The organism is Rhabdothermincola salaria (genome assembly GCF_021246445.1).
Taxonomy (GTDB): Bacteria; Actinomycetota; Acidimicrobiia; order Acidimicrobiales; family Acidimicrobilacustridaceae; genus Rhabdothermincola_A; species Rhabdothermincola_A salaria.
Map to the genome: position 1 here is coordinate 1,373,282 of NZ_JAJQXW010000001.1, position 25,519 is coordinate 1,398,800.

Genomic DNA, 25,519 nt, shown 5'->3' on the forward strand with positions numbered 1-25,519 from the left:
GGCGGAGGGCGACGCCGACTGGTCGCTCGCAGACCTCGCCGAAGACCGTGCGCGACGCGCGGGCGCCGCCGGGGCGGTCGCGGGGTGCGACGCCGGGCTCCGGGGGCGTCGGCTGGCCGCGGGGAGATCGTCTTCGCTGAGCAGCTCGAGGAGAGCCGTCAGGTCGCGCCGGGGCGCGTCGGGTCGACGGGGGGTCGCCACCGGTTCGGTGCGCGGACGTCGGCCCCGGGTGCTCAACCCTGCGAGCTCCCCCGGGCCAGACCGGCGCCACCCCAGAAGGCCGCCGACTCGCCCAGGTCCTCTTCGATGCGCAGCAGCTGGTTGTACTTGGCCACCCGGTCGCTGCGGGCCGGGGCCCCGGTCTTGATCTGGCCGCAGTTGGTGGCCACCGCCAGGTCGGCGATGGTGGTGTCCTCGGTCTCCCCGGATCGGTGCGACATCACCGAGGTGTAGCCCGCTCGGGTAGCCAGGCCGACCGCGTCGAGGGTCTCGCTCAGCGAGCCGATCTGGTTGACCTTCACCAGGATGGAGTTGGCCACGCCGGCGTCGATGCCCCGTTGCAGCCGTTCGGAGTTGGTGACGAACAGGTCGTCGCCGACCAGCTGCACGCGCGAACCGATGGCCTCGGTGAGGGCCTTCCAGCCGTCCCAGTCGTCCTCGGCCATGCCGTCCTCGATCGACACGATGGGGTACCTGGCGGCCAGGTCGGCGAGGTAGCCCACCATCTCGGACGGATCGAGGGTACGGCCCTCCCCGGCGAGGACGTAGTTGCCGTCGCGGTAGAACTCGGTGGAGGCGGCGTCGAGCGCGATGGCGATGTCGTCGCCCGGGGTGAAGCCGGCCTTCTCGACGGCTACGAGCAGCAGCTGCACGGCCTCTTCGTTGGAAGCCAGGTTGGGGGCGAAGCCGCCCTCGTCACCGATGGCCGTGGACAGGCCGCGGTCGTGGAGGACGCCCTTGAGCACGTGGTAGGTCTCGACGCCCCAGCGCAGTGCCTCGGAGAACGAGGCGGCGCCGACCGGCATGATCATGAACTCCTGGACGTCGACGTTGTTGTCGGCGTGCTCGCCCCCGTTGAGGACGTTCATCATGGGCACCGGCAGCACGTGGGCGTTGGCCCCGCCGACGTAGCGGTAGAGCGGCATGGCCAGCTCGTCGGCGGCGGCGCGGGCGACCGCGAGCGACACGCCGAGGATGGCGTTGGCCCCGAGGCTGGCCTTGTTGTCGGTGCCGTCGATCTCGATCAGCACGCGGTCGATGTCGCGCTGATCGAGGGCGTCGAAGCCGACGATCGCGTCGTAGATCTCGTCGTCGACGTGGGTGACGGCGTCGAGGACGCCCTTGCCGCCGTACCGGCTCTCGCCGTCGCGCAGCTCCACGGCCTCGAACGCGCCGGTGGAGGCGCCCGAGGGCACGATGGCCCGTCCCGACGCGCCGGACTCGAGGATGACCTCCACCTCGACGGTGGGGTTCCCTCGGCTGTCGAGGACCTCACGACCGGCGATGTGCTCGATGATGCTCATGGTGGGGGGATGTCTCCTGGTGGCTGGGGTCCGCACAAGGGTGTCACGCCCGTCGGGGAGAATGGCGCACCCCGGTCGGCACGAGGCTCGCCGGGCGGTGGCGGCGAGCGGGACGGCTCAGCCGCCCGTGGCCTGCTCGGCCCCGCGCACCTCGTCGCGGTACCGCGACGAGGCGACGCGCAGGGCGTTCTCGGGATCGATGCCGGCCGAACGGGCGAGGTCCACGAGGGCGAACAGGGCGGCGCCGACGGCCTCCTCGCCGGGGTCGGCGGCGGCCGTCGCGGTGGCCTCGGCCAGGCCGGGCGGGGCCACCACCGAGGCGAGGTCGAGCCCGCTCTCGGCCAGGGTCGCCGCCTTCTTCTGCACCTTGGTGGCGTGGAGGAGGGCGGGCAGGGCGTCGGGGATGCCGTCGAAGACGCTCTCGCGCTGCTTCTCGGCCTTCTTGAGCTGCTCCCAGTTGCGCACCACGTCGTCGGGACCGCCGACCACGACGTCGCCGAACACGTGGGGGTGCCGCGACCACAGCTTGTCGTGGATGGTGGCGGCCACGTCGGCCAGGGTGAAGTGCCCCTCCTCCTCGGCCAGCCGGCTGTGGAACAGCACCTGGAACATGAGGTCGCCCAGCTCCTCCTCGAGGTGCTCGAAACCGGTGCCGGCCTCCACGTCGAGATGGTCGATGGCCTCGAGGACCTCGTAGGCCTCCTCGAGCAGGTGGCGGCGCAGGGACTCGTGGGTCTGCTGGCGATCCCACGGGCAGCCGACGCGGAGGTCGGCCACCAGCTGCACCAGCCGGGCCATCTCCCGTGAGACGGGGGCGGCCAGCTCGGGGATCCACAGGGAGGTGAGGTGGTCCGGCTCGACGACCCGGTCGAGGTCGTGCCAGGCCACGGTGCGGATCGACTCGTCCGCCAGCCCGAGGCGTTGGAGGACGACGACGGTGGTGTCCGGGCCCACGGCCGGCGTGGGACCGGCGTCGAGGACCAACTTCACCTCCGAGAGCACGTCGACCGAATCGCACTGGCCCACCAGCAGCGGTCCGCGCTCGCCGGCGGCTTCGACGGCGAAGCGGTGTCCGTCGACGACGCGGGCCCCGGCGGCGAAGGGGTCGACGCCGAGGCGGACCCAGGCCAGATCGAGGAACGAGAGCGCCGGCACCACGTCGGTGCGCACCCGGGGGTCGGCCACGAGCGCCTCGACGGTGCGCTCGGCCACGACCGGCGAGCCGGGCACGCCGTAGAGCACCGTGCCGTGGTCGCCGGCGGCGGCCACCAGCCGCTCGACGATGGTCGTGTACACCTCGTCGAGCGTGGCGGCATCGTCGTAGACGTCGTCGAAAGAGGTGGCGTCGAGCACCAGGCGGGCCGACGGGTGCCGCTCGGTGCGCAGGAAGCGGATCGGGTGGGCCTCGATCTCGGCGAGCGTGCCCCCGGTGACCAGGTCGGGGCCGCCCGGCCCCAGTCCGACGACGACGACGCGGGGCGTGACGCTCACCGGGTCGCTACCCCTCGGCCGGGAAGAGGCCCTCGGGGAGGCCGTCGAGGCCCTCGAGGTCGGGCGTGGGCATCGGCGGGGGCTGGGCCCCGGCCGGCGGCAGCACCTGGCCGGACTCGGCGTCCCACCGACCCCACTTGGGGTCGACGCTCACGTCGGCGTCGGTGAGGAGCCCGGCGAGGGCGTCGCCGATGATGGCCTGTCCGTTCTGCTGCACGGCGCGGGCCAACTGGCTGCGGGCGTCCTCGAACGACACCTCACCGCGGGCGGTGACGAGGATCAGGTGGTACCCGAAGCTGGTGCGCACCGGCTCGCTCACCTCGCCGATCGGCTGGGACCACACGACCTCGTCGAACTCGGCCACGTAGGTGCCCTCGGGAGCGCAGCCCAGCTCGCCGCCCGCTGAGGCGCTGCCGGGGTCGTCGGAGAACTCGGCGGCCAGGGCCCCGAAGTCATCGGTGCCGTCGAGCTGCCCGGCGATGGTCTCGATCTCGGCCAGCGCCTCGGCGAACTGCGCCTCGGTGGGTTCGGCGGAGCCGTCGCCGGCCTGGACCAGGATGTGGTTGGCGCAGGCCCGGTCCTCCTGGGTCTGGGCCTCGTAGAGCTCACGGAGCCCTTCGTCGCTGGCGGCCCGGTCGAGGATGTCGGCCCCGAGGACCAGGAAGCTGGCATAGCCGCTCACGAGGTCTTGGCGGTTGGAGTCGGGGAGCTCGTCGAGCACGGCGAGGCCGGCCGGATCGGCGGTGCTGCCACCACCCTGGCCACCGGTGGGCGAGAACTGGAAGCTGAGCTGCACCTCGGCGTTGCGCAGGTCGGTCTCGCTGACCTCGAGGCCACGCTGGGCGACCTCGGCGGACGCCACCCGGAACAGCACCTGGGCGTTGAGCAGCTGGGCGGCCAGGGCGGTGGACCACCCGTTGCCCACCTCGCCCTCGGGGGTGAGGGCGTCGAGCTGGTCGACGAGCGCTTCCTCGGAGAGGCTCCACCCCTCCACGGTGAGGGCCTTCGGCGTGACCGAGGAACACGAGGCCCCGACCAGAGCGGCGGCCAGGACCAGGGCGAGCAGGGCGAGAGAGCTGCGAGCGTTCGTCTTCACAAGGTCGCTCACACTACCGAAGGGGTCTTGTCCGGCGAAGTCGACACCTCGGCGGGTACGAGGTCGGCGAGGGCAGCCACGATCTCCCCCGCCGCGCCCGCCGCGGTCTTCACCGCGAGCAGGACCTGCTCGACCGCCGGCTTGATCACCGTGCCCTTGTAGAGGCGCTCGACGCGCACCGACTTCGACGCGGGAAGGGTGAGCGGGAACAGGCGGGCCACATACTTGGGTCCCCCGAAGCCGGGGCCCTTGGTGACCACGACCTCGCGGATGCCGGTGCGCACGCACTCGGCACGGAGGCGGGCCACCTCGAGCAGGGCCTCGGCGGCAGCCGGAAGCGGCCCGTAGCGGTCCTCCCACTCGGACCGGATGTCGTCGACCTCGGCTTCGGTGGTGACACCGGCCAGGCGCCGATAGGCCTCGAGTCGCAGCTCCTCGCGCTCGACGTACTGGCGCGGGAGGTTGGCGTCGAACGGCAGCTCGATCTTGATCTCGGCCGGCTCACGGGGCGTCTCGCCCTTCAACTCGGCCACGGCCTCGGTGACCATCTGGCAGTACAGGTCGTAGCCGACCGCGGCGATGTGTCCGCTCTGCCCGGTGCCCAACAGGTTGCCCGCACCGCGGATCTCGAGGTCGCGCATGGCGATCTTGAACCCCGACCCCAGCTCGGTGGCCTCGCCGATGGTCTTGAGCCGTTCGTAGGCCTCCTCGGTGAGGGAGCGGTCCGGCGGGAAGAACAGGTAGGCGTAGGCCCGCTGCCCCGAGCGACCCACCCGCCCCCGCAGCTGGTGGAGCTGGCCGAGGCCGAGCAGGTCGGCGCGGTCGACCACCAGGGTGTTCACCGTGGGCATGTCGATGCCCGACTCGATGATGGTGGTGCAGACCAGGACGTCGAACTCGCCTTCCCAGAAGTCGAGGACGACCTTCTCGAGCGTGCCTTCGTCCATCTGGCCGTGGGCCACGGCGATGCGGGCCTCGGGCACCAGCTCTCGCAGCTGCGCGGCCACCCGCTCGATGTCCTGCACCCGGTTGTGCACGAAGAACACCTGGCCCTCGCGCAGCAGCTCCCGTCGCAGCGACTCGGCGATGGCCCGCTCGTCCTGCTCACCGACGTAGGTGAGGATGGGCTGGCGCTCGCTGGGGGGCGTGTTGAGCAGCGTGAGGTCGCGGATGCCGGTGAGGCTCATCTCCAGGGTGCGGGGGATGGGTGTGGCCGACAGGGTGAGCACGTCGACGCCCACCTTGAGGTTCTTGATGGACTCCTTGTGGTTGACGCCGAAGCGCTGCTCCTCGTCGACCACCAGCAGTCCGAGGTCCTTGAACCGCAGGTCGGGGGCCAGGAGTCGATGGGTGCCGATGACCAGGTCGACGTCGCCGCTGGCGAGGCCCTCGACGACCTTCTTGGCCTGGGCGTTGGTGAGGAACCGGCTGAGCACCTCGACCCGGATCGGGTAGCTGGCGAACCGTTCGGCGAAGGTGGTGAAGTGCTGTTGGGCCAGCAGGGTGGTGGGCACCAACACCGCGGTCTGCTTGCCGTCCTGGATGGCCTTGAAGACCGCCCGGATGGCGACCTCGGTCTTGCCGAACCCGACGTCGCCGCAGACGAGGCGGTCCATGGGGGCGTCGGCCTCCATGTCGGCCTTGACCTCGGTGATGGCCTTGAGCTGGTCGGGGGTCGGCTCGAAGGGGAAGGACTCCTCGAGCTCGCGCTGCCATGGCGTGTCCGACCCGAAGGCGTGCCCGGGGGCCGTCACCCGCTTCTGGTAGAGCACCACCAGCTCCTGGGCGATCTCGGTGACCGCGGCCCGGACCTTGGCCTTGCTCTTCTGCCACTCACCGCCGCCCAACCGGCTGAGGCTGGGCGAGTCGCCGCCGGTGTAGTGGCGCACGGCGTCGATCTGGTCCGACGGCACGTAGAGCTTGTCGTCGCCGCGGTACTCGAGGAGCAGGTAGTCGCGCTCGACGCCCCCGATGGCCCGCTTGACCATGCCGCCGTAACGGGCCACGCCGTGCTGGAAGTGCACCACGTGATCGCCGACCTTGAGGTCGTCGAAGTAGCCCTGGGCGGCCGCCTTGCGGGGCTTGGCCCGCCGGTGGGCCCGGCGCCGGCCGGTGACGTCGGCCTCGGCCAGCACGGCCAGGCGCACCGACGGCAACAGGAACCCTCGCTCGATGGGAGCGACGACGACGTGGCCCCCGGCGACGGTGAGGTCGGCGACGCCCCGCTCGTCGAGGTCGAGGTGGATGCCCTGCTCCCCCAGCAGCGACACCAGCCGGGCACCGGAACCGGCGCCGTCGGCCGCCACCACCACGCGGTAGTCGTCGTCGAGGAGCTCACGGAGCTGGCGCACGAGGCCCTCGCCGTCGCCCACGACCGGGTTCCAGCCGGCCGCCGCCACGGTGGCCACGTCGGGTCCCTCGGGGGCGGTGGTCACGGTCCACGAGGGAGCCGTGGTGCGCACGAGGAGCCGCTCGAACGGCAGGTGGAGCCGGGGGAACGGCGACCGGTGGGTGTCGGCGCGATGGCCGGCGGAGGGCGTGTCCTCGGCCGACGTGCCCGCCCCTTCGCCGCCCGCGGCCTGGTCGGCCTCGTCGGCATCGGCGCCCGGCACCGGACCGTCGTCGAGGGCCCCCCAGGTGCGGGCCAGGGTGACGGCGAGGTCGTCCTCCTCGGCGAGGATGTCACCGGCGCGGTCGCGCATGCGTCGGGGCTCGAACAACAGCACCTGGGCGTCGTCGTCGAGCAGGTCGAAGAGCACCTCGGCGTCGTCGCTGTCGCGGCCGTCGGCGACCAACCAGGGCAGCCACGACTCCATGCCGTCGAAGGTCTGGCCCTCGGCCAGGCGCTCCCATTGCTCGCGTCCCCACGGCTCGGCGGCGATGAGCTTCTCGGCCCGGGCCCTGACCTCGGCGGTGGGCAGCAGCTCGCGGCACGGGAACAGCTCGACCTCGGCCAGGTCGACCGTGGAGCGCTGATCGGCGGGCGAGAACTCGGTGAGGCGGTCGACCTCGTCACCCCAGAGATCGATGCGTACCGGGGCGTCGGCCGTGCTCGGGTAGACGTCGACGATGGAGCCTCGCACCGCGACCTCGCCGCGGTGCTCCACCTGGTACTCGCGGCGGTAGCCGAACGCGACCAGCTCCTCGACGAGCTCGGTGGGGTCGACCCGGTCGCCGGCGCCGACCACGATGGGCTCGACGTCGGCCACGTGGGGACCGAGGCGCTGGACCAGCGCCCGGACCGGGGCCACCACGACCCGCGGGGCCCGCTGCGGGTCGCGGAGGTGCCACAGGGTGCGCAACCGCCGGCCCATGGTGTCGGTGTTGGGGCTGACCCGCTCGAAGGGCAGGGTCTCCCAGGCGGGGAACAGGTCGACCTCGTCGGGACCGAGGAAGGCCACCAGGTCGTTGGTGAGACGCTCCGCCTCGCCGGAGGTGGGCACTGCCACCACGATGGGTTGACGGTCGGAGCGGTGGGCCAGGCCGGCCACCACCACGGCCCGGGCCGGTTCGGGGACGGCCAGGACGGCATCGCGACGGCCCATGACCTCAGTGAGGCCGGGCTCGTCGGCGAGGAGCGGGGGGAGATCGGAGAGCGCCATGAGGACCTCGGAGGCTACCGGCCGCGGCACCCGGCCGGAGCGGGCGGCGAACGTGTCAGTTGCCTCAGCGCCGTCGGGTGTTGACCTGGTTCATGGCCGCCTCGGGACCCTCGGCGAGGATCAGCTCCACGGCGTCGGCGGCTTCCTGCACGGCGATGTCGAGCTCGGTGCGCTCGGACTTGCCGACCCGCTTGAGCACGTGGTCGGCTCCTTGCTCCTTGCTCGGTGGCTTGCCCACGCCGATGCGCACCCGCACGAAATCGGCGGTGTGGAGGTGGGCCTTGATCGACCGCAATCCGTTGTGGCCGGCGAGCCCGCCGCCCACCTTGACCTTGACCTGCCCCAGCGGGAGGTCGAGCTCGTCGTGGACGACGACGAGCGCCTGGGGGTCCTCGATGCCGTGGCGGCGCACGAGCGGACCGACGGCATCACCCGACAGGTTCATGTAGGTCAGCGGCTGGGCCAGCGTCACGCGCCGGCCGTCGATGCGCACCTCGGCCACCAGGGAGTTCTCGCGCCCGCCCTTCAGCGAGCCGGCGTGGCGCTGGGCCAGCAGCTCGATCACGTCGAAGCCGACGTTGTGGCGGGTGTGGGCGTACTCCTTGCCGGGGTTGCCGAGCCCCACGACCAACAGGTCGGCCGGGGTCCCGCGGCGAGCGTGCTCACGCCGTCTGCCGAAGGCCATGGTCGTCGCGCGCTCCCGGTTCGGTGGCGGCCGCCCCGTCCCTCAGCCGAGGGCCGCGGCGGCGAGGATCACTCGCTGTCGCCCTCGGACTCGGACTCGTCCGACGCCTCGGCCCCTTCGGCGCCCTCGGCCTCGTAGCCCGTGCCCTCCTCGTCGAAGGCGGCGTCGCTGGGATCGACGCCGGCATCGATGAGGGTGGTGAAGCGGGTGCCCACGCCGACGACGACGGGGGCCTCCGGGTCGAGATCGGTGGAGACGCCCCGGGGCAGCTCCACGTCGGCGACGGTGATGACCCCACCGATGGTGAGGTCGGTGACGTCGATCTCGAACTGGGTCGGGATGTCGGCCGGCTTGGCGTTGACCGTGAAGGTCTTGAGGGTCTGGTCGACGATGCCGCGACGGTCCTCGACGTCCTTGGCGAAGCCGGTGAGGAGGATGGGCACGTCGACGGAGGTCTCGGCGTCGCGGTCGAGGCGGAGGAAGTCGACGTGTAGGACGTCGCGCCGCACCGGGTCGCGCTGCATGTCCTTGACCAGGGTGAGCTCGGTCTCGCCGTCGATCTCGAGGTCGATGAGGGCGTTGAGGCCGGCATCGGTGGTGAGCACCCGGCGCAGCTCGGTCCACTCCACGGCGACGGCGACGGCGTCACGCCCCAGCCCGTAGACGACGCCGGGGACCTTGCCCTCGTTGCGGAGACGGCCGGACGTGCGCGAGCCGAGCTCGCGACCGGTGGTGGCGGTGAGGGTGAGTTCCATGGTCTGTCAGGTGCTCCTGGGGCGGCGGCCGGTGCGCGCGCCGGCGGGTGGCGGAAGAACGGCAGGCAATCCTACCGGGGGCCGGCCGAACCCGGGAAATCCTCCGGCGACCGTGCCCGCGGGCCGAGGGCGTGCCGCCCCCGAGGTCAGGACTGGTTGGCTCCCCCGAAGATCTCCGAGACGGAGGTGTCCTCGAAGACGGCGTCGATCGCGTCGGCAATCACGCTGGCCACGGACAGCACCTCGATCTTGTCGAGCTGCTTCTCCGACGGCAGGGGCAGGGTGTTGGTGACGATGACGCGGGTGATCACCGAGTTCTTGAGCCGGTCGATGGCCGGGCCCGAGAGCACCCCGTGGGTGCAGGCGGCGTGGACCTCGGCGGCACCGTGCTCCATGAGCTGCTCGGCGGCGGCGACGATGGTGCCGCCGGTGTCGATCATGTCGTCGATGAGCACGCACGTGCGCCCCTGCACCTCGCCCACGACGTCGCGGGCCTCGACCGCGTTCTTCTGTCCCTTCACCCGGCGCTTGTGCACGATGGCGAGGTCGGCGTGCAAGGAGTTGGCGTAGCGCTCGGCCACCTTCACCCGGCCGGCGTCCGGCGACACCACCACCAGGTCGTCGCCCAGGCTGCGCATGTGCTCGACGAGCACGGGCATGGCGGTGAGGTGGTCGACGGGGCCGTCGAAGAAGCCCTGGATCTGCCCCGAGTGCAGGTCGACGCTGATGAGGCGCTTGGCGCCGGCCGACTTGAACATGTTGGCGACGAGCTTGGCGGTGATCGGCTCTCGTCCCTCGGACTTGCGGTCCTGGCGGCCGTATCCGTAGAAGGGCGCGACTGCAGTGATCCGCTTGGCCGAGGCCCGCTGGGCGGCATCGACCATGATCAGCTGCTCCATGAGGGCGTCGTTCACCGACATGGTGTCGGTGCCGACGTGGCTCTGGATGATGAACACGTCGGTGCCCCGCACGGACTCACCGAAGCGGCAGTGCAGCTCGCCGTTGGCGAAGCGACCCAGGTTGGCGTCACCGAGCTCCACCCCCAGCTGCTCGGCGATCTCGGTCGCCAGAGGGAGATTCGCCCGCCCCGACACGAGGTGCAGGCGCTTCTTGGTGACCAACTCCATGTGCTTCCCCTGGGGTGGGTGGCGGATGCCCCGGCGCTACTGGGCCGGGTCGGCGAGAGTCGCAGTGTAGAACGGCCCCGTGCGCACGCCGTCGGGCACCCGGCTGCCCGCATCCAGGGCGGCGAAGGGACCGACCACGGTGCCCTCACCGATCTCGGCGTCTCGCCCGACGGTGTGCTCGACCACCGAGGCGGCGCCCACGACGCAGTCGACGAGGCGGGTGTCGGGGCCGATCTCGGCCCCCGAGCCGATGACGCACCGTCCTTGCAGCATGGTGCCGGGGAACAAGGTGACGTCGGTGGCCAGCTCGACGGTGGCGTCGACGTAGGTGCGCTCGGGATCGAGCATGGTGACCCCCTTGCGCAGCCAGGCCTCGTTGGTGCGCCGGCGCAGCTCGGCCTCGGCCGTCGAGAGCTGGACGCGGTCGTTCACCCCCTGGGTGTCGGCTGCGTCGTCGGCCGCGACGGCGGCGACCTGGTAGCCGGCGGCGGCGAGGACCCCGACCACGTCGGTGAGGTAGTACTCGCCCTGGACGTTCTCGGGGCTGAGCCGGCGCAGGGCCGGGGCCAACAGGCTGGCCCGGAAGCAATAGATCGAGGTGTTGACCTCGTCGATGGCCAGCTCTTCGTCGGTGGCGTCGGCCTGCTCGACGACGCGCTCGACGCGATCGTCGCGACCTCGCACCACCCGGCCGTACCCGGTGGGGTCGGCCATGTGGGCCGTGAGCATGGTGCAGGCGGCGTCGCTGGCCCGGTGGGCCTCGACGAGGGCGGTGATGGTGGAGGCCCGCAGCAGCGGGGTGTCGCCGGGGAGGACCAGCAGGTCGGCGTCGCTCTCGTCGAGGTCCTCGGCCGGGAAGGCGGTGAGGGCGACGCTCACCGCGTCGCCGGTGCCGCGCTGCACGTGCTGCTCCACGAACTCCAACGGGACGTGGGGGGCGGCGTCGACGAGCTTCTTGGTGACCCGCTCGGCACCGTGGCCCACCACCACCACCGCCCGGCGCACGTCGCAGTCGACCAGCGAATCGAGGACGTAGAGCACCATGGCCCGCCCGCACAGCAGGTGCAGGGGCTTGGGGCGGCTCGACCGCATGCGGGTGCCTTCGCCGGCGGCGAGCACGATGGCTGACAAGGGGCGGTCCATGGCCCCTTTCTATCGCCACCCCCCGTCGGGTGACAGCAGGGCCGGTGGTACCGTCGGGGGCACCTTTCGGGGGTGGTGTAATAGGTAACACGCCAGGTTTTGGTCCTGGTCTTCGGGGTTCGAGTCCCTGCCCCCGAGCTGGTCGCTCGTTTCGCAACCTCGTCACGGTCCCGGTAGAGTCCTCGCCGCCATGGGTTCTCTGATCAAGAAGCGTCGCAAGCGAATGCGCAAGAAGAAGCACAAGAAGATGCTGAAGCGCACTCGTTTCCAACGCCGAGCAGCCGGCAAGTAGCCCCCGTTCGCGGGGGCCGGACCGGCCCACCGTCACGTCCATCTCTCACCCACCCGGCCCTTTCGGCGCCGGGTGGGTCCGCGTCCGGGACCCCTTCCCCGCACCCGCCGCCGGCCCTCGGTGGCCGGAGTGATGCCGCAGGGCTCAGACGGTGTGGACCACCACGCGACCGTCGCCGGGGTGGTCCCCGTCGACGAACCAGGTCGAGCCCGACCCGGCCAAACGGGGCCGCTGCCCGGTGACCTCGGCCAAGCGTTCACGCCACGCCGCGAGACGGGGCTCGACGACGAGGGCGGCGGGCTCGAGGTCGTTGCCGTGCTCGCCCCGGGGACCACCGAGGTCGTCCCAGGCCCGGTAGACCGCCGGGGTGGAGCAGCCGAACGGCGGGGTCCACAAGGTGAGGGTGCGGACCTCGACCGGGAGCGGTTCGACGACTTCGCCGATGCCGCGGACCCGTGCCCGTCCGCCCACCAGGCAGAACGGCACGTCGGCACCGAGATCGGCCGCGGCCTCGAGGTCGTCGAAGCGGGCCCAGCGCAGCACGGCCGCGGCGTCGGCCGACCCCCCACCCAGCCCGGCGCCGGCAGGGATGCGCTTGTGCAGCCGCACGTGGGCCCGACGTCCGACCAGCGCCAGCGCCCGGCGCACCAGGTTGTCGTCGTCCGCCTCCACCTCGTGGGCAGCGCCGGACGATCCGTCGACGATGTCCAGGCCGTCGCCCTCGGCCACCTCGAGCGTGTCGCACAGGTCGAGGGTGACCATCTCGGCGTCGAGGAGGTGGAACCCGTCGTCACGCCGGCCCGTGACCCGCAGGGACAACGTGAGCTTGGCCGGGGCGGTCAGCGTGACGGGCAGGGTCGGGGCGTGCTCGGACATCTCGGTCAGCCTGGCACGGGCGCCGGTCCCACCACGTCGGCCAGCGCGCCCCACTGCTCGATGCCGAGCTGCTCGGGCCGCTCGTCGGGGGCCACGCCCGCGGCGGCGAACATCTCGGATGTCACCCATCCCGACAGCGACCGGCGCAGCATCTTGCGTCGCTGCCCGAAGGCCTTTCGCACGAGCGCGAAGAGCACGTCGCGATCGGCGTCCACCGCCGGGCGGGGACGACGGCGGATGCGCACGAGCACGGACTCGACCTTGGGCTGGGGCACGAAGACCGTGGGCGGCACCCGTCCGACGACCTCAGCGGTGGCCCACAGGGCCACCTTCACCGACGGGATGCCGTAGGCGCCGCCACCGGGACCGGCGGCCAGGCGCTCCCCCACCTCCCGCTGGACCATCACCAACATCGTCTCGATGGCGGGGACGTCGTCGAGCAGCTGCAGCACGATCGTGGTGCCCACGTTGTAAGGGAGGTTGGCCACGAGGGTCCACGCCGGAGCCGACGCCAGCAGCTCGGACCAGTCGACGGCGAGCGCGTCGCCCTGGACCACCCGCACCCCGAGGGGCACGACGACCTCCTCGAGCACCGGGAGGAGGTGCCGGTCGAGCTCGACCGCGGTCACCGTGGCCCCGGTCTCGGCCAGAGCCGTGGTGAGCGACCCCACGCCGGGACCCACCTCCACCACCGAGTCGCCGGGACCGACCTCGGCCAGCCGGGCGATGCGCCGCACGGTGTTGGGATCGACCACGAAGTTCTGGCCGAGCGCCCGGCTCGGGGCCAGGCCGTGGCGCTCCAAGAGCTCGACCACCTGCGTGCGGGTGAGGGTCACCGTGTCAGCCTCGCCCATCGCCGGTCACCGGGCGAGTCGAGGTCCCGACCGCCGCCGCCACTGGCGAACCCGGCCGGCGGAACACCAGTTGGCAGCCCGGCCGGGCCGGGCTGTCGGCGAGGGCTACAGCAGGCCGAGGAGGCGAGCGCAGCCCGGCCAGGCACCCCAGCCCTGCTGGGCACGGAGGCGTTCGGCCGCGGCGATCTGCTCGGCTCGGCTGGCCTGGTGGGGCATGGCGGCGAAGTCCGTGCCCCCCACGTAGCGCCAGCTCTGCATCGTGAACTGCAGGCCGCCGTAGAAGCCGTTGCCCGAGTTCATCGACCAGTTGCCCGAACTCTCGCACTGGGCCAGCTGGTCCCAGATGGCGCCGTTGGACACCGGGGGCGCCGGTGCCGCCGTGGTGGGCGGAGGAGGCGGGGCGGTCGTGGGGGGCGGAGGAGGCGGGGGCGGGGGCGGAGGAGGAGGCGCCGTGGTGGTGGTCGTGGTCTGCGGGGCCGCGGTGGTGGAGGGCGCCGCCGTGGTCGTTGTCTCGATCGTCTCGACCGGGGCCGGCTCGGCCGTCGTGGGCACTGTCGTGTCCGGCGCAGCGGTGGTGGAGGGCGCCTCGGCCACCACCAGGCTGGGCTGGGGGGCGTCGGTGGTGACCACCGCGACCTCCGAGTCGGCCGAGGCCACCCCACCGATGATCTCGAGCGCCAGGATCGGAAGGCAGACCAGCGTCACCACCAATGCGAGGACCATTCGACGCTGCGGGGGGCTCGACGTGGTGGACAGCGTGCTCTTCTCTCACTGGGCGACAGGCCGGCTGCGCACAGCGGGGCCACGCCGAGCGCATCAACGCTCACCGTCACTCCGCCCGGAGCCGTCTCCGACCCTAGGCAGCCTGCAACGCGATCGCAACTTCTGTCACCTGGCTGTCAGACACGACACGGGGCCGACATCGACGTCGCCCCTCACGGCCCGTGGGGCCGGGAAGCGGGGCGCGCCGGGCGGCCCCCGCCGGCGTCAGGAGCCGTCGGCGCCGAGGTGGTAGACCCGCTCGGCGTTGGCCCACGTGGCCTCGGCCACGGCCGCAGTCGCGACGCCGCGGGCCGCGGCCACGGCCTCTCCGACGAGGGGCACCAGCGCCGGCCGGTTGGGACGGCCCCGGTGGGGCACCGGGGCCAGGTAGGGCGAGTCGGTCTCGACGAGGAGGCGGTCGAGCGGGCACAGCACCGCCGCCTCGCGCACCTCGGGCGCACCTTTGAAGGTGACGATGCCGCTGAACGACAGGTGGGCGCCGAGGTCGAGGCAGCGCCGGGCCTCGTCGGGGCCTCCGGTGAAGCAGTGGATGACCGTCCGTTCGGGCAGGCCCTCGGCCTCGAGGACGGCGAACGTGTCGGCCCATGCCTCACGGGTGTGCACGACGAGGGCCAGGTCGTGGGCGTGAGCCAACGCGACCTGGGCGGCGAAGACCGCCCGCTGGGTGTCCCGGGGTGAGTGGTCGTAGTGGTAGTCGAGCCCGCACTCCCCCACGGCCACCACCTCCGGCTCGGCCAGGAGGGCTTCGATGCCGTCGAGCCCCTGCGAGGCGTCGTGGGGGTGCACACCGGCGGTGGCCCACACCCCGTCGTGGGCCCGGGCCGACGCGATGGCGCCACGGGAGCCGTCCAGGTCGGTGCCCACGGTGATCAACCGCTCGACGCCCGCGGCTCGGGCCTCGCCGACCTGCTCGGCCGCGCCGGCACCCCCGTCGGCGCCGAGGGCCAGGTGGCAGTGGTCGTCGGTCCAGCGCAGCCCGCCGGTGGCGAGCGTCGGGTCGTCGCCGGGCACGCCGTTCAACCCGCGGCCGGGGCCTGGATGCGCGGGAACAGCCCGGCGCCCTTCTCGACGGCCAGGCCCCCCGGGTAGGCACCCCACGCCGCGGCCTCGGGGAGGCGCTGGTCGCAGGGTGTGCCCTCGAGCCCGATGCGCTGCCACACCTGCTCGCAGGCGCGGGGGACGGCAGGCGAGGCCAGCACGGCCACGATGCGCAGCACCTCGAGGGCGTCGCCCATGACGGCGTCGACCTGCGGGCCGGGCTCCATCTTCCAGGGCTCGTTGGCCTCGAGGTGGGCGTTGGCGGCGCCGATGAGGCGCCAGGTGGCCTCGAGCGCCACGCTCGGAGCGATGGCCTGCCAACCGGCGGCCGTGGCCTCGTAGGCCTCGGCCACCACGTCGGCGAGCGGCGAGGTGGGCGAGGGAGCCGGACCGATCCCACCGCACTTCTTGGTGACCACCGTGGCCACCCGGGCCAGCAGGTTGCCGAGGTTGTTGGCCAGATCGGTGTTGTACCGGGTGACCATCTGCTCGTAGGAGAAGTCGCCGTCGGGGCCGAACGGGGTGTCGCGCAGGAAGTGGTACCGGAATCCGTCGACGCCGAAGTCGGCCACCAGGTCGGCCGGGAAGATCTGGTTGAGTCGCGTCTTCGACATCTTCTCGCCGCCGACGAGCAGGAAGCCGTGCACGGCCAGCTTCTTGGGCGGTTCGATGCCGGCGGCCAGGCACATCGCCGGCCAGTACACGCAGTGGAAGCGCAGGATGTCCTTGCCGAGGAGGTGGTGCACCTCGGGCCACCACTGGGCGAAGCGCTCGCTGTCCGAGCCGTAGCCCACGGCCGTGGCGTAGTTGATGAGGGCGTCGTACCAGACGTAGAAGACGTGGCCCTCGTCCCAGGGCACGGGCACGCCCCAGTCGATCGAGGTCCGCGACACCGAGACGTCCTCGAGTCCTTGGCGGATGAGGCCCAGGGCCTCGTTGCGCTTGCCCTCGGGCTGCACGGCGTCGGGGTTGGCCTCGTACCAGTCGAGCAGGGGCTGGGTGAACTTCGACAGCTCGAAGAACCAGTTGTCCTCCTCGAGCCACTCGACCGGACGGCCGTGGATGGGGCAGTTGCCGTCGACCAGGTCGGCTTCGGTGTAATAGGCCTCGCAGGCCACGCAGTACAGCCCGGCGTAGGTGCCCTTGCGGATCCAGCCGTTGTCGAAGATGGCCTGCATGAACGCCTGCACCGACACCGTGTGACGGTCCTCGGTGGTGCGGATGAAGTCGTCGTTGGTGATGTCGAGAAGCTCCCAGACCTCGCGGAAGCGGGCGCTGGTGCGGTCGGCCTGCTCCTGGGGGGTGATCCCGTTGGCCTCGGCCGAGCGGGCCACCTTGAGCCCGTGCTCGTCGGTGCCGGTGAGGAACGTCACCTCCTCGCCCAGCAGGCGGTGCCAGCGGGCGAGGGCGTCGGCCGTGACCGTGGTGTAGGCGTGGCCGATGTGGGGGACGTCGTTGACGTAATAGATCGGCGTGGTCACGTAGAAGCGTTCAGGCACGCCTGCCAGGCTACGAGGCGCCGGCAACACCGACGAAACGGTTCGGTGAGCGACGTCTCCGGGCGAAGGGGCCGGGACGCGCGTCGCGGATCGTGCTCTCCGGCCCCGCCGAGTGTGACGCGTGGCCCTTGTCACAGGACGCCCCGACCCGGACAGTGAGGGCACGGCGAGGAGGTCGTGATGCGTGCGCTGCAGATCCAGTCCTGGCAGTCGGACCCGGTGCTGACCGAGGTCCCTGAGCCCGATCCCGGTCCGGGGGAGGTGGTGGTGCGCATCGGTGGCTCCGGCGCCTGCCACTCCGACCTGCACCTCCTGCACGACTTCACCGAGGGCATGGTGCCGTGGGACCCGCCCTTCACCCTCGGTCACGAGAACGCCGGCTGGGTCCACGCCCTGGGCCGGGGCGTGTCCGACCTCGAGGTCGGAGAGCCGGTCGCGGTGTACGGGCCATGGGGTTGCGGACGCTGCCCACGCTGCCGGGTCGGGATGGAGAACTACTGCGAGCGGGCGGCCGAGATCGGCGTGGCGGGTGGCGGGCTCGGGCGAGACGGGGGGATGGCCCCACTGATGCTGGTCCCCTCGTCGCGCCTCCTCGTTCCCCTCGGCGACCTCGACCCGGTGGAGGCCGCTCCCCTCACCGACGCCGCCCTGACGCCGTATCACGCCATCAAGCGGTCGGCGGCGCTGCTCGGACCGGGCAGCACGACCGTGGTGATCGGCATCGGCGGGCTCGGCCACATGGGGGTCCAGCTCCTCGCCGCGACGACGCCCACCAGGATCATCGCCGTCGACACGCGTGACGACGCGCTCGCCCTGGCCCGCCGGGCCGGGGCGGAGACCGCGGTGGCGGCCGGCGACGACGCCCCGGCGGCGATCCTCGACGCCACCGCCGGACTCGGCGCCGACGTGGTCATCGACATGGTGGGCAGCGACGAGAGCCTGGCGCTGGCCACCACGGTGGCCCGCTCCTACTCCCACATCACGGTCGTCGGCATCGGCGGCGGGAACTTCTCGTTCGGGTTCTTCTCGGTGCCCTACGAGTGCTCGGTGGCGACCACGTACTGGGGCTCGCTCCCCGAGCTACTGGAGGTCGTCGAGCTGGCCCGCCGGGGATCGATCCGCGCCGAGGTGACCCGGGTCGACCTGGAGGGCGCCGCGGGCGCCTACGAGGACCTCGCGCACGGTCGCGTGGCCGGCCGCCTCGTGGTCGTGCCCGGCAGCTGAGCGCGGCGCGACCCCCGGGGCCGTCAGGCCGGCGCGACCGGCTCGGACGCACGGATGCCCAGTCCACGACGCACGGGCCCGGTGCCGTCGGCCCGAACCGGGTCAGGTCCGGGTGACGTCGGCCGATCGCTCGAGGGCCGGCAGCACGGCGGCCAGCGCATCGGTGAGCCCGGCGCGCGCGTCGGTGGTGCTGGCCCCCAGCACCTCGTCGAGGCCGACGGCCAGCTCGTCCAGCAGCTGCGCCGCCGTGGTCCGACCCTGCGTGGTGAGGGTGACCACCACTCCCCGGGCATCGCTGGTGTCCTCCGCTCGACGCACGAGCTCGCGAGCCACCAGGCGGTTGACGGTCTTGGTCATGCCGCTGGTGGTCTGCACCACGGTGCGGGCCAGCTCGGTGGGCGACTGGCCGCGCTCGGGCGGCGCCAAGAGCAGCGCCGTGAGCACCGAGAACTCGGAGCGTTCGAGCCCGGTGGGACGCAGGAGCACCTGGAGGTGGCGCTCGACCAGGCGTCCGAAGCGCATGGCCCGCAAGGCGAGCACGACACGGTCGAGGTCGTCGGGAGCGACGAGGTCGCGCAGCGCCCGCACCAGTCCGGGCTGGTCGGGGCCATCGGCGGCGGTCATCCCGCCGGTGTGCTCGTCGTCGGCTGCCACCCCGTCATGATCACACGGCCCGCGTGGTGGATCGCCCGACGAGGGGCCCGACCCCCGATGGGAGCGAGCCGACGTCGAGCAGTCGAGGCCGCATCCCGAGGCGAACCCTTCGTCGACGCCTCGTCCGTCGACGCCCCGACCCGGGACGACGGCCGATCCGGGACGACGGGTGACCCGGAGGCCGGGCGACCCTCGACTACTTGAGGCGCAACGACGCCGGGCGGGTCGGGGCCCGACGGTCGTCGTCGCCGACCGCCCGGTCGAGCGTCGGCGCCTCGAGGTACCGCGTATCGATCGAGGTCGGCGCCTCATCGGCGCCCTCGGCACGAGACGGGGTGAGGCCGTCGGTGGCCGGCGCCACCGACAGAGGCGTGACCGCCTCGAGACCCCGTTCGGTGCGAAGGCGCTCGATGTGGGCCAGGGTCCGCTCGAGCTGGTTGGTGCGGGTGCCGGCCAGGGCGTCGTAGGTCTTGGCCGCAGTGGCCATCTGGCTGCCCAGCTTGGCGAAGCTCTCGGAGTACTTGGTCCACTCCTTCTCGAACGAGGCGAGGCAGGCCAGGATCTCGTCGCTGGTGCGCTCGAGGCGGAACTGCTCGACGGCCTGGCGCACCACGGCCAGCACCGCGAACAGGGTCGACGGGGAGCAGATGACCACCTTCTGGCCGATGGCGTGGTCGACCAGCCCCGGATCGCGCTCGTGGACGAAGGCGAAGATGGCCTCGTTGGGGATGAACAGCACCACGTGGTCGACGGTGGTCTCGGCGTCGATGTAGGAGCGGGTGGTGATCTCGCGGATGCGGGCCTTGACGTCGGACAGGAACTTGGCCTCGTAGGACTCGCGCTCGGTGTCGGAGTCGGCTTCGAGGGCCCGCAGGTAGTTGTCGAACGGGAACTTGACGTCCATGTGCAGCTCACGACCACCGGGCAGGGGGAAGGTGAGGTCGGGGATGGTGCCCCCGGCGATGGCCGTCTGCTTTCGGTAGTTGATGCCCTCGACGAACCCGGCGACGCGCAGCACGTCCTCGGCCATGCGCTCGCCCCACTGGCCGCGGGCCTTGGTGCTGGCCAGGGCCTGGCGGAGGGCGTCGGTGGTGCCGGTGAGAGCGGTGGTGGACCGCACCGCCTCCGCCAGCCCCTGCTCGAGGCGACCCTGCTGCTCGGCCCGCTCGCGCCGCAGGTCGCCGACCAGCTCGGCCATCTGGGTGAGCTGGCGGCGGGCCTCGGCGAGCTCGCGCCCGACGACGTTGCGGTCCTCCTCGAGGGCGGTGGAGATGGCGGCCTGGCGCTGGGCGAGGGCGCGGTCGGCCACCTCGACCCGGCTGCCGAGCTGCTCGCCGGCGACGCTCACGACCGACTCCACCGCCGCCTGCACGGTGGCCACCTGCTCGGCGCGCAGCGCGGCCACGGTGGCCGCCACCAGCTCCTCGGTGACGGGCTGCTCCGGCACGGCCGGGGCGGGCGGCGACCGGCGTGCGAGCACGACCACGAGCGCCACGGCGCAACCGACGGCGACCACGAGTGAGGCAACGGCGAGCAAGACCATGTGTTCGATTGTGCGCAGGGGGTGTGACAGTGGTCGCGGACCCTCGGCGCCGATCGGGACCGACCGGGTCGTCGGCCCACCGGTGGGTGGCTCAGGCCTCGAGCGCCAGCGCGTAGACGTGGCGCTTGGACAGCCCCAAGGTGCCGGCCACCTCCGCGGCCGCGTCGCGGGTGGACAGGCCCCGCTGGCGGGCGTGGGCCACCGCCTCACGGACCTGGTCGTCGGACGGGGGCCCCGGGTCCGGCGCACCGTCGAGCACGACCACGTACTCTCCGCGAGGCTCGGTGTCGGTGCAGTGCTCGACCGCGGCGGCGAGGGGCCCCCGCCACACCTCCTCGTGGAGCTTGGTGAGTTCGCGGGCCAGCACCACCCGACGGGTGGGCCCACAGACCTCCACCAGGTCGACGAGCGTGCGCGAGAGGCGGTGCGGAGCTTCGTAGAGCACCACCGTGCGGGGCTCCGCAGCCACGGCCGCCAGGCGTTCCCGGCGCCCCGAGCCCTTGCGGGGCAGGAAGCCCTCGAACACGAACCGGCCGGCGGGCAGCCCGCTGGCGACCAGGCCGGCGATGGCCGCCGACGGTCCGGGCACCACCTCGACGCGGTGCCCGGCGGCCGAGGCGGCGGCGACCAGCCGTTCGCCCGGGTCGGAGATGCCGGGCATCCCGGCGTCGCTCACCAGCGCCACCCGCTGGCCCCGGTCCAGCCGGCTCAGGACCTCGCCCACGGCCCGAGGCTCGGTGTGGTCGTTGACCACGAGCAACGACGGGGCCCGGACACCGACGTGGGCCAGCAGGCGCCCCGTGCGACGGGTGTCCTCACAGGCCACCACGTCGGCCCGGCCCAGCTCCTCGATGGCCCGGGGGGTGAGGTCCCCGAGGTTGCCGATGGGCGTGCCGACGAGCACGAGGGCGCCGGTCATCGGATCTCGAAGCGGTCGCCCACCTCGATGCCCCACGAGGCCAGGCAGCCGGCTTCGCACTCGAGGATGCTGCGAGCCTTCCAGACCACGCGGCCCAGGCGGTTCGGGACCATGGTCGTGATGCGCAGGACGGTGAGGTCGGCGTCGAGGTGGGCCACGTCGATCGGGAAGCGCATCCGGAAGGTGTGCACCGATCGGGCCGGGCGCAACAGCAGGGCTCCCTCGATGCCGTCGCGCCCGAGCAGGCCCTGGCTGCGGTCCCGCCACGACTCGGCGATCTCGAGGCTGGCCAGCACGCGGTCGCCCGACACGAGCCAGCCACCATCGGTCGCCGCAGGCGAGTCGGTCATGACCAGAGCGTACGGGTCAGACGTTGAACCTGATCTCCATCACGTCGCCGTCGGCGACCACGTAGTCCTTGCCCTCCACCCGGAGCTTGCCCACGTCTCGGGCCTTGGACCACGAACCCACCTCCAGCAGCTCGTCCCAGTGGATGACCTCGGCCCGGATGAAGCCCCGCTCGAAGTCGGTGTGGATGACCCCCGCGCACTGCGGCGCCTTGTACCCGGCCCGGAAGGTCCAGGCCCGGCTCTCCTTCTCGCCCGTGGTGAAGAAGGTGCGCAGTCCCAGCATCTGGTAGGCGGTGTGCAGGAAGCGTGGCAGCGCCCCCTCGCCCAGGCCGAGGCCCTCGAGCATCTCGGCCCGTTCGGCGACGTCGAGCTGGGCCGCCTCGGCCTCGAGCTGCACGCACATGCCGATGACCTCGCCGTGGCCGCCGAACTCGGCCAGCACCGGCGCCACCTTGTCGTCGACCCGTTCCAGGTCGTCCTCCCCGACGTTGACGATGGCCAGCACCGGCTTGTTGGTGAGCAGGAAGTAGTTGCGCAGCAGCTGACGGGACTCGTCGCCGAGCTCGCTGCGGTAGATGGGCGTGCCCTCCGACAGCACCGTCAGGGCTTCACCCAGGGCCGCCACCTCGTCGGCGACGGCCCGGTCCTGCTTGGCCGCCTTGCGGCGCTTGTCGATCTGGGTCTCCACCGTCTCGAGGTCGGCGAGAGCGATCTCGGTCTCCACGATGCGCAGGTGCTCGAGCGGATCGGAGGGGCCGGGCACGTCGTCGTCCTCGAACCCCCGCAGCACGAACACGATGGCGTCGGCCTCGCGGATGTTGGCGAGGAACTTGTTGCCGAGCCCCTCGCCGGCGCTGGCCCCCTCGACCAGTCCGCCGATGTCGACGAACTGCACGCTGGCGGGCACCACGTTCTTGGACTTGCTCATGGCCGCCAGCTCGTCGAGCCGCGTGTCGGGCACCTTGGCCACCCCCACGTTGGGGTCCTTGGTGGCGAAGGCGTACGGCGCCGCCAGGGCGCTGCCCCCGGAGAGGGCGTTGTACAGCGATGACTTGCCGGCGTTGGGGAGTCCGACGAACCCGAAGCGTTCCACGACGGCGCAGGCTACCGGTGGTCCCCACCCCCTCCGGCCGCTCCGTCGAGCCGTGACGCGGCCGACCCGGGTACACAGGAGGGGTGGATCCTGCGCTTCTCGGCATCGCTCCCTTGACCGCCCCCATGGCCCCGGCGGACGCCCTGGCCCGCATCGGCCACCTCCTCGACCGGCAGCTGGCCCCGTCGAGCAAGGTGCGGGCCTACCGCCGGGCGGCCGAGATCGTGCTCGACCTCGGCGACGACGAGATCGCGGATCGGGCCCGCCGAGGCACGCTCCAGGAGCTCTCGGGCATCGGGCCGTCGACCGCCTCCGTCATCGCCGCCACGGTGGCGGGTGAGGTGCCGGCCCGCCTCGCCGAGCTGGAGACGGGCCCCGGGGTCGAGACCACCGAGGCCGGGGCGGCGTACCGCCGGGCCCTGCGCGGCGACTGCCACAGCCACTCGACGTGGAGCGACGGCGGTGCCTCGATCGAGGCCATGGCCCGCGCCGCTGCGGCCCAGGGCCACGAGTACCTCGTCGTGACCGACCACTCCCCCCGCCTCACCGTGGCCCACGGCCTCGATCGCCAGCGCCTCCTCGCCCAGATCGACGAGATCGAGGTGCTCAACGCCGAGCTGGCCCCGTTCCGGATCCTCACCGGCATCGAGGTCGACATCCTCGAGGACGGCGCGCTCGACCAGGACGACGACCTCCTCGCTCGCCTCGACCTGGTGGTGGCCAGCGTGCACTCCAAGCTGAGGATGGACCGCGAGGCCATGACCCGTCGCATGGTGCTGGCCGTGGCCAGCCCCCACGTGGACGTGCTCGGCCACTGCACGGGCCGCATGGTGCGATCGCGTACGGGGGCCGCCGGCCTGGAGGTGGCCGACAAGCGACCTCCGTCGGTGTTCGACGCCGACATGGTGTTCGCCGCCTGCGCCCGCTTCGACACCGCCGTCGAGATCAACTGCCGACCCGAGCGCCAGGACCCGCCCGACGAGTTGCTGGAGCTGGCCCTCGGGTGGGGCTGCAAGATCGCCATCGACACCGACGCCCACGCCACCGGCCAGCTCGAGTGGCAGGGCTACGGGTGCGACAAGGCGGCCCGCCACCGGGTCGGCCTCGACGACATCGTGAACACCTGGAGCGCCGACGACCTCGTCGAATGGGCCGCGAGCCACCCGGACCAGTAGCCTCGCACCCCTATGTCGAAGAAGACCGATAAGCGCAAGAACAACGCCCGCAAGAAGCCCGCCAACCACGGCACCAAGCCCAACGCCGGGCGCTGAACGCGCGCCGGTCCGTGCCCAGCCAGCCGTCCAAGGAGCTCGTCACCGTCCCGAACCCGGAGACGGGACGGGACTACGAGATCGTCTGCGAGACCGACGAGCTCACCTGCCTGTGCCCGGTCACCGGCCAGCCCGACTTCGCCACGGTGCGCATCACCTACGTGCCCGATGAGCTCCTGGTCGAGCTGAAGAGCCTGAAGATGTACCTGTGGAGCTACCGCGACGAGGGCGCGTTCCACGAAGCGGTGACCAACCGCATCCTCGACGACCTGGTGCGAGCAACCCTCCCCCGTCGGATGACGGTCGAGACCATCTGGAAGGTCCGTGGGGGCATCGCCACCACGGTCACCGCCTCGCACCCGAGCTGACGCCACCGCGGTCCGGGCTCGCCCTGCCGGGGCTGCTCGTCGGGGGTGCTCGGGCCCCGCTACGCCGGAGCCGGAGGCGGGAGCTCGTCGCGGGGGCTGACCTCGGGGGGAGCGGCCTCCGACGGCGGAGGCTCCACGTTGCCGGCCGAGAGGTCCACCGTCTCGGTGATGAGGTCGATGACCCCCCACGCCAGGCGGCTGCCGCCGGCGGCGGAGAGGTGGACCTTGTCGCTCTGGCGCAGCTCGCGGGACTGCCCGTCGGCGTAGATCGCGGTGTCGACGTAGGCCATGTTGGCGTCGGCGAGGAAGGGATAGGTGTCGAAGTAGGACACCCACGGTCGGCTCTGCGACTCCTCCCAGTAGATCTGGTTGAGGAGGTCCATCCCCTTGACGCCGGAGCCCGGGCCCATGATCGGGGCGCCCACCCACACCACCAGGCGCTGGTTGTCGGGTGACTGGAGCAGGTCCATGGTGGCGGCGACACGACGTCGGTACTCGGTGAGCCACTCCTCGGAGAGGCGCTCCACCGGGCGCCCGTCGATCGTGAAGTTCTGGCTGTCGTTGGCCCCGAACTGCAACACGACCAGCTGCGGGTTGGTCGGCACCACGTCGCGCACCAGGTGCTCGGGCCAGTTGAAGAAGTCCGGACGGGACAGCCCGGTGGCGGCCCGGTAGTCGAGCGTGGGGGCGATGACACCGGTGGCGGTGGCGACGCGCTGCATGGCCTGGCCGAAGTCGCGGGCGATGGAGTCGCCCCCGATGTACATGCTGAGCGGCGCCGCCGGCGTGGCCGCAGGCAGGTCGGGTTCGAGCGCGGCGAGACGGTCGGCCTCGGCCTGGGCCGCGGCGGCCTCGGCCTCGGCCGCCTCCGCAGCGGCCTCGGCCTCGGGATCGGCGGCCTCGGGGTCGGCCGCCTGCTCGGCTTGCTGTTCGGCCAACAGGTCGGCGACGTCGATGTCGGTCGTGGTGTTCTTGCCCAGTGCCTCGTCGGCGCGGTTGCGCAGCGAGGTGAGGCGGAGGGTGCCGCTCACGTCGGCGACGACCTGGGCGACCTCGTTGCGCCAGCCCTCACCCGCGGCGTTGCTCTTTCGCAAGGTGGCGTCGGCGTTCAGCACCGCGGCCACGAGGAGGGCGACGAGCACCACCACCAACACGATCCCGGCCGGAGCGGTGCCCTCCTCCTGGGACCGCAACGGGTGCAGGAGCATGCGCCAGCTGAAGCGAGGACCGCGGGCGTGGCGGCCGCGGCCCCCGGTGCCCACCGGGCGGTCGTCTCGAGGGGGCTGGCGGGACATCGGCCCGAGGGTACCGCCGCCCCCACCCGTTCCCGGGA

The 25,519-nt window shown here is 72.3% G+C and carries 23 protein-coding genes and 1 tRNA gene; 5 read left to right on the top strand and 19 right to left on the bottom strand.

The genetic code is table 11. The annotated features are described in order from the left end of the window. Positions 1 to 233: 233 nt before the first annotated feature. The 8 genes from eno to LUW87_RS06480 all read right to left on the bottom strand — a co-directional run bounded on the left by eno (position 234) and on the right by LUW87_RS06480 (position 11,422). The gene (eno, locus tag LUW87_RS06445) at positions 234 to 1,523 is read right to left on the bottom strand and encodes a phosphopyruvate hydratase (protein WP_232670284.1); all 1,290 of its coding nucleotides are present in this window, start codon (positions 1,521 to 1,523) and stop codon (positions 234 to 236) included. A 117-nt stretch (positions 1,524 to 1,640) separates the two neighbouring features. Next, positions 1,641 to 3,014 carry a MazG family protein gene (locus tag LUW87_RS19120; protein ID WP_232670285.1) on the bottom strand — a complete coding sequence of 458 codons (1,374 nt, stop codon included), beginning with the start codon at positions 3,012 to 3,014 and terminating at the stop codon, positions 1,641 to 1,643. Between the two features lie 7 nt (positions 3,015 to 3,021). Beyond that, complete coding sequence (locus LUW87_RS19125) at positions 3,022 to 4,110, bottom strand: peptidylprolyl isomerase (protein WP_232670286.1); 1,089 nt, start codon at positions 4,108 to 4,110, stop codon at positions 3,022 to 3,024. 8 nt (positions 4,111 to 4,118) lie between these two features. Beyond that, complete coding sequence (mfd, locus tag LUW87_RS06460) at positions 4,119 to 7,712, bottom strand: transcription-repair coupling factor (RefSeq protein ID WP_232670287.1); 3,594 nt, start codon at positions 7,710 to 7,712, stop codon at positions 4,119 to 4,121. A 64-nt stretch (positions 7,713 to 7,776) separates the two neighbouring features. Continuing rightward, positions 7,777 to 8,397, bottom strand: a complete 621-nt coding sequence (pth, locus tag LUW87_RS06465) for an aminoacyl-tRNA hydrolase (RefSeq protein ID WP_232670288.1) — start codon at positions 8,395 to 8,397, stop codon at positions 7,777 to 7,779. Between the two features lie 68 nt (positions 8,398 to 8,465). Beyond that, positions 8,466 to 9,152 (bottom strand): 50S ribosomal protein L25, encoded by a 687-nt coding sequence (locus LUW87_RS06470; RefSeq protein ID WP_232670289.1) that lies wholly within the window; start codon positions 9,150 to 9,152, stop codon positions 8,466 to 8,468. A 146-nt stretch (positions 9,153 to 9,298) separates the two neighbouring features. Beyond that, positions 9,299 to 10,279, bottom strand: a complete 981-nt coding sequence (locus LUW87_RS06475; RefSeq protein ID WP_232670291.1) for a ribose-phosphate diphosphokinase — start codon at positions 10,277 to 10,279, stop codon at positions 9,299 to 9,301. 36 nt (positions 10,280 to 10,315) lie between these two features. Further along, the gene (locus LUW87_RS06480; protein ID WP_232670292.1) at positions 10,316 to 11,422 is read right to left on the bottom strand and encodes a bifunctional UDP-N-acetylglucosamine diphosphorylase/glucosamine-1-phosphate N-acetyltransferase GlmU; all 1,107 of its coding nucleotides are present in this window, start codon (positions 11,420 to 11,422) and stop codon (positions 10,316 to 10,318) included. A 66-nt stretch (positions 11,423 to 11,488) separates the two neighbouring features. Here LUW87_RS06480 and LUW87_RS06485 point away from each other — a divergent pair. Both LUW87_RS06485 and LUW87_RS06490 read left to right on the top strand, forming a co-directional pair. Continuing rightward, a tRNA-Gln gene (locus LUW87_RS06485) sits at positions 11,489 to 11,560 on the top strand. 52 nt (positions 11,561 to 11,612) lie between these two features. Then, positions 11,613 to 11,714, top strand: a complete 102-nt coding sequence (locus LUW87_RS06490) for a 30S ribosomal protein bS22 (RefSeq protein ID WP_208027376.1) — start codon at positions 11,613 to 11,615, stop codon at positions 11,712 to 11,714. Between the two features lie 144 nt (positions 11,715 to 11,858). On the opposite strand, the gene LUW87_RS06495 is transcribed toward LUW87_RS06490, so the two are convergent. The 5 genes from LUW87_RS06495 to metG form a co-directional block, all read right to left on the bottom strand. Next, positions 11,859 to 12,590, bottom strand: coding sequence for a 4-(cytidine 5'-diphospho)-2-C-methyl-D-erythritol kinase (locus LUW87_RS06495; RefSeq protein ID WP_232670293.1), 732 nt, complete (start codon positions 12,588 to 12,590; stop codon positions 11,859 to 11,861). Between the two features lie 5 nt (positions 12,591 to 12,595). Further along, complete coding sequence (gene rsmA / locus LUW87_RS06500; RefSeq protein ID WP_249419624.1) at positions 12,596 to 13,444, bottom strand: 16S rRNA (adenine(1518)-N(6)/adenine(1519)-N(6))-dimethyltransferase RsmA; 849 nt, start codon at positions 13,442 to 13,444, stop codon at positions 12,596 to 12,598. A 105-nt stretch (positions 13,445 to 13,549) separates the two neighbouring features. Beyond that, positions 13,550 to 14,167 carry a transglycosylase family protein gene (locus LUW87_RS06505; RefSeq protein ID WP_232670295.1) on the bottom strand — a complete coding sequence of 206 codons (618 nt, stop codon included), beginning with the start codon at positions 14,165 to 14,167 and terminating at the stop codon, positions 13,550 to 13,552. 264 nt (positions 14,168 to 14,431) lie between these two features. Continuing rightward, entirely contained in the window at positions 14,432 to 15,238 is an 807-nt protein-coding gene (locus LUW87_RS06510; protein WP_232670296.1) for a TatD family hydrolase, read from the bottom strand. A 5-nt stretch (positions 15,239 to 15,243) separates the two neighbouring features. Beyond that, complete coding sequence (metG, locus tag LUW87_RS06515; protein WP_232670297.1) at positions 15,244 to 16,764, bottom strand: methionine--tRNA ligase; 1,521 nt, start codon at positions 16,762 to 16,764, stop codon at positions 15,244 to 15,246. 180 nt (positions 16,765 to 16,944) lie between these two features. On the opposite strand from metG, the gene LUW87_RS06520 reads away from it, so the two are divergent. Beyond that, a complete protein-coding gene (locus LUW87_RS06520; protein WP_232670298.1) occupies positions 16,945 to 17,988 on the top strand; it encodes an NAD(P)-dependent alcohol dehydrogenase in 1,044 nt (347 codons plus the stop codon). Between the two features lie 102 nt (positions 17,989 to 18,090). Here the strand turns inward: LUW87_RS06520 and LUW87_RS06525 are convergent, their stop codons facing one another. The 5 genes from LUW87_RS06525 to ychF all read right to left on the bottom strand — a co-directional run bounded on the left by LUW87_RS06525 (position 18,091) and on the right by ychF (position 22,547). Beyond that, positions 18,091 to 18,642 carry a MarR family winged helix-turn-helix transcriptional regulator gene (locus LUW87_RS06525; protein ID WP_232670299.1) on the bottom strand — a complete coding sequence of 184 codons (552 nt, stop codon included), beginning with the start codon at positions 18,640 to 18,642 and terminating at the stop codon, positions 18,091 to 18,093. A 196-nt stretch (positions 18,643 to 18,838) separates the two neighbouring features. After that, a complete protein-coding gene (locus LUW87_RS06530; RefSeq protein WP_232670300.1) occupies positions 18,839 to 20,185 on the bottom strand; it encodes a DNA recombination protein RmuC in 1,347 nt (448 codons plus the stop codon). A gap of 91 nt (positions 20,186 to 20,276) precedes the next feature. After that, complete coding sequence (gene rsmI / locus LUW87_RS06535; protein WP_232670302.1) at positions 20,277 to 21,104, bottom strand: 16S rRNA (cytidine(1402)-2'-O)-methyltransferase; 828 nt, start codon at positions 21,102 to 21,104, stop codon at positions 20,277 to 20,279. Then, positions 21,101 to 21,454: a DUF192 domain-containing protein gene (locus LUW87_RS06540; RefSeq protein ID WP_232670303.1), complete on the bottom strand. Its 354-nt coding sequence runs from the start codon at positions 21,452 to 21,454 to the stop codon at positions 21,101 to 21,103. The genes rsmI and LUW87_RS06540 overlap by 4 nt, the downstream gene beginning before the upstream one ends. Positions 21,455 to 21,470: 16 nt before the next feature. After that, positions 21,471 to 22,547: a redox-regulated ATPase YchF gene (gene ychF, locus LUW87_RS06545; RefSeq protein WP_232670305.1), complete on the bottom strand. Its 1,077-nt coding sequence runs from the start codon at positions 22,545 to 22,547 to the stop codon at positions 21,471 to 21,473. Between the two features lie 125 nt (positions 22,548 to 22,672). On the opposite strand from ychF, the gene LUW87_RS06550 reads away from it, so the two are divergent. Together LUW87_RS06550 and queF are read left to right on the top strand one after the other, a co-directional pair. Beyond that, positions 22,673 to 23,722, top strand: coding sequence for a PHP domain-containing protein (locus LUW87_RS06550; protein WP_249419998.1), 1,050 nt, complete (start codon positions 22,673 to 22,675; stop codon positions 23,720 to 23,722). A gap of 110 nt (positions 23,723 to 23,832) precedes the next feature. Then, positions 23,833 to 24,186, top strand: a complete 354-nt coding sequence (gene queF / locus LUW87_RS06555) for a preQ(1) synthase (RefSeq protein ID WP_346742403.1) — start codon at positions 23,833 to 23,835, stop codon at positions 24,184 to 24,186. A gap of 59 nt (positions 24,187 to 24,245) precedes the next feature. Here the strand turns inward: queF and LUW87_RS06560 are convergent, their stop codons facing one another. Next, positions 24,246 to 25,481, bottom strand: coding sequence for a DUF459 domain-containing protein (locus tag LUW87_RS06560; RefSeq protein ID WP_232670307.1), 1,236 nt, complete (start codon positions 25,479 to 25,481; stop codon positions 24,246 to 24,248). Positions 25,482 to 25,519: the final 38 nt, after the last annotated feature.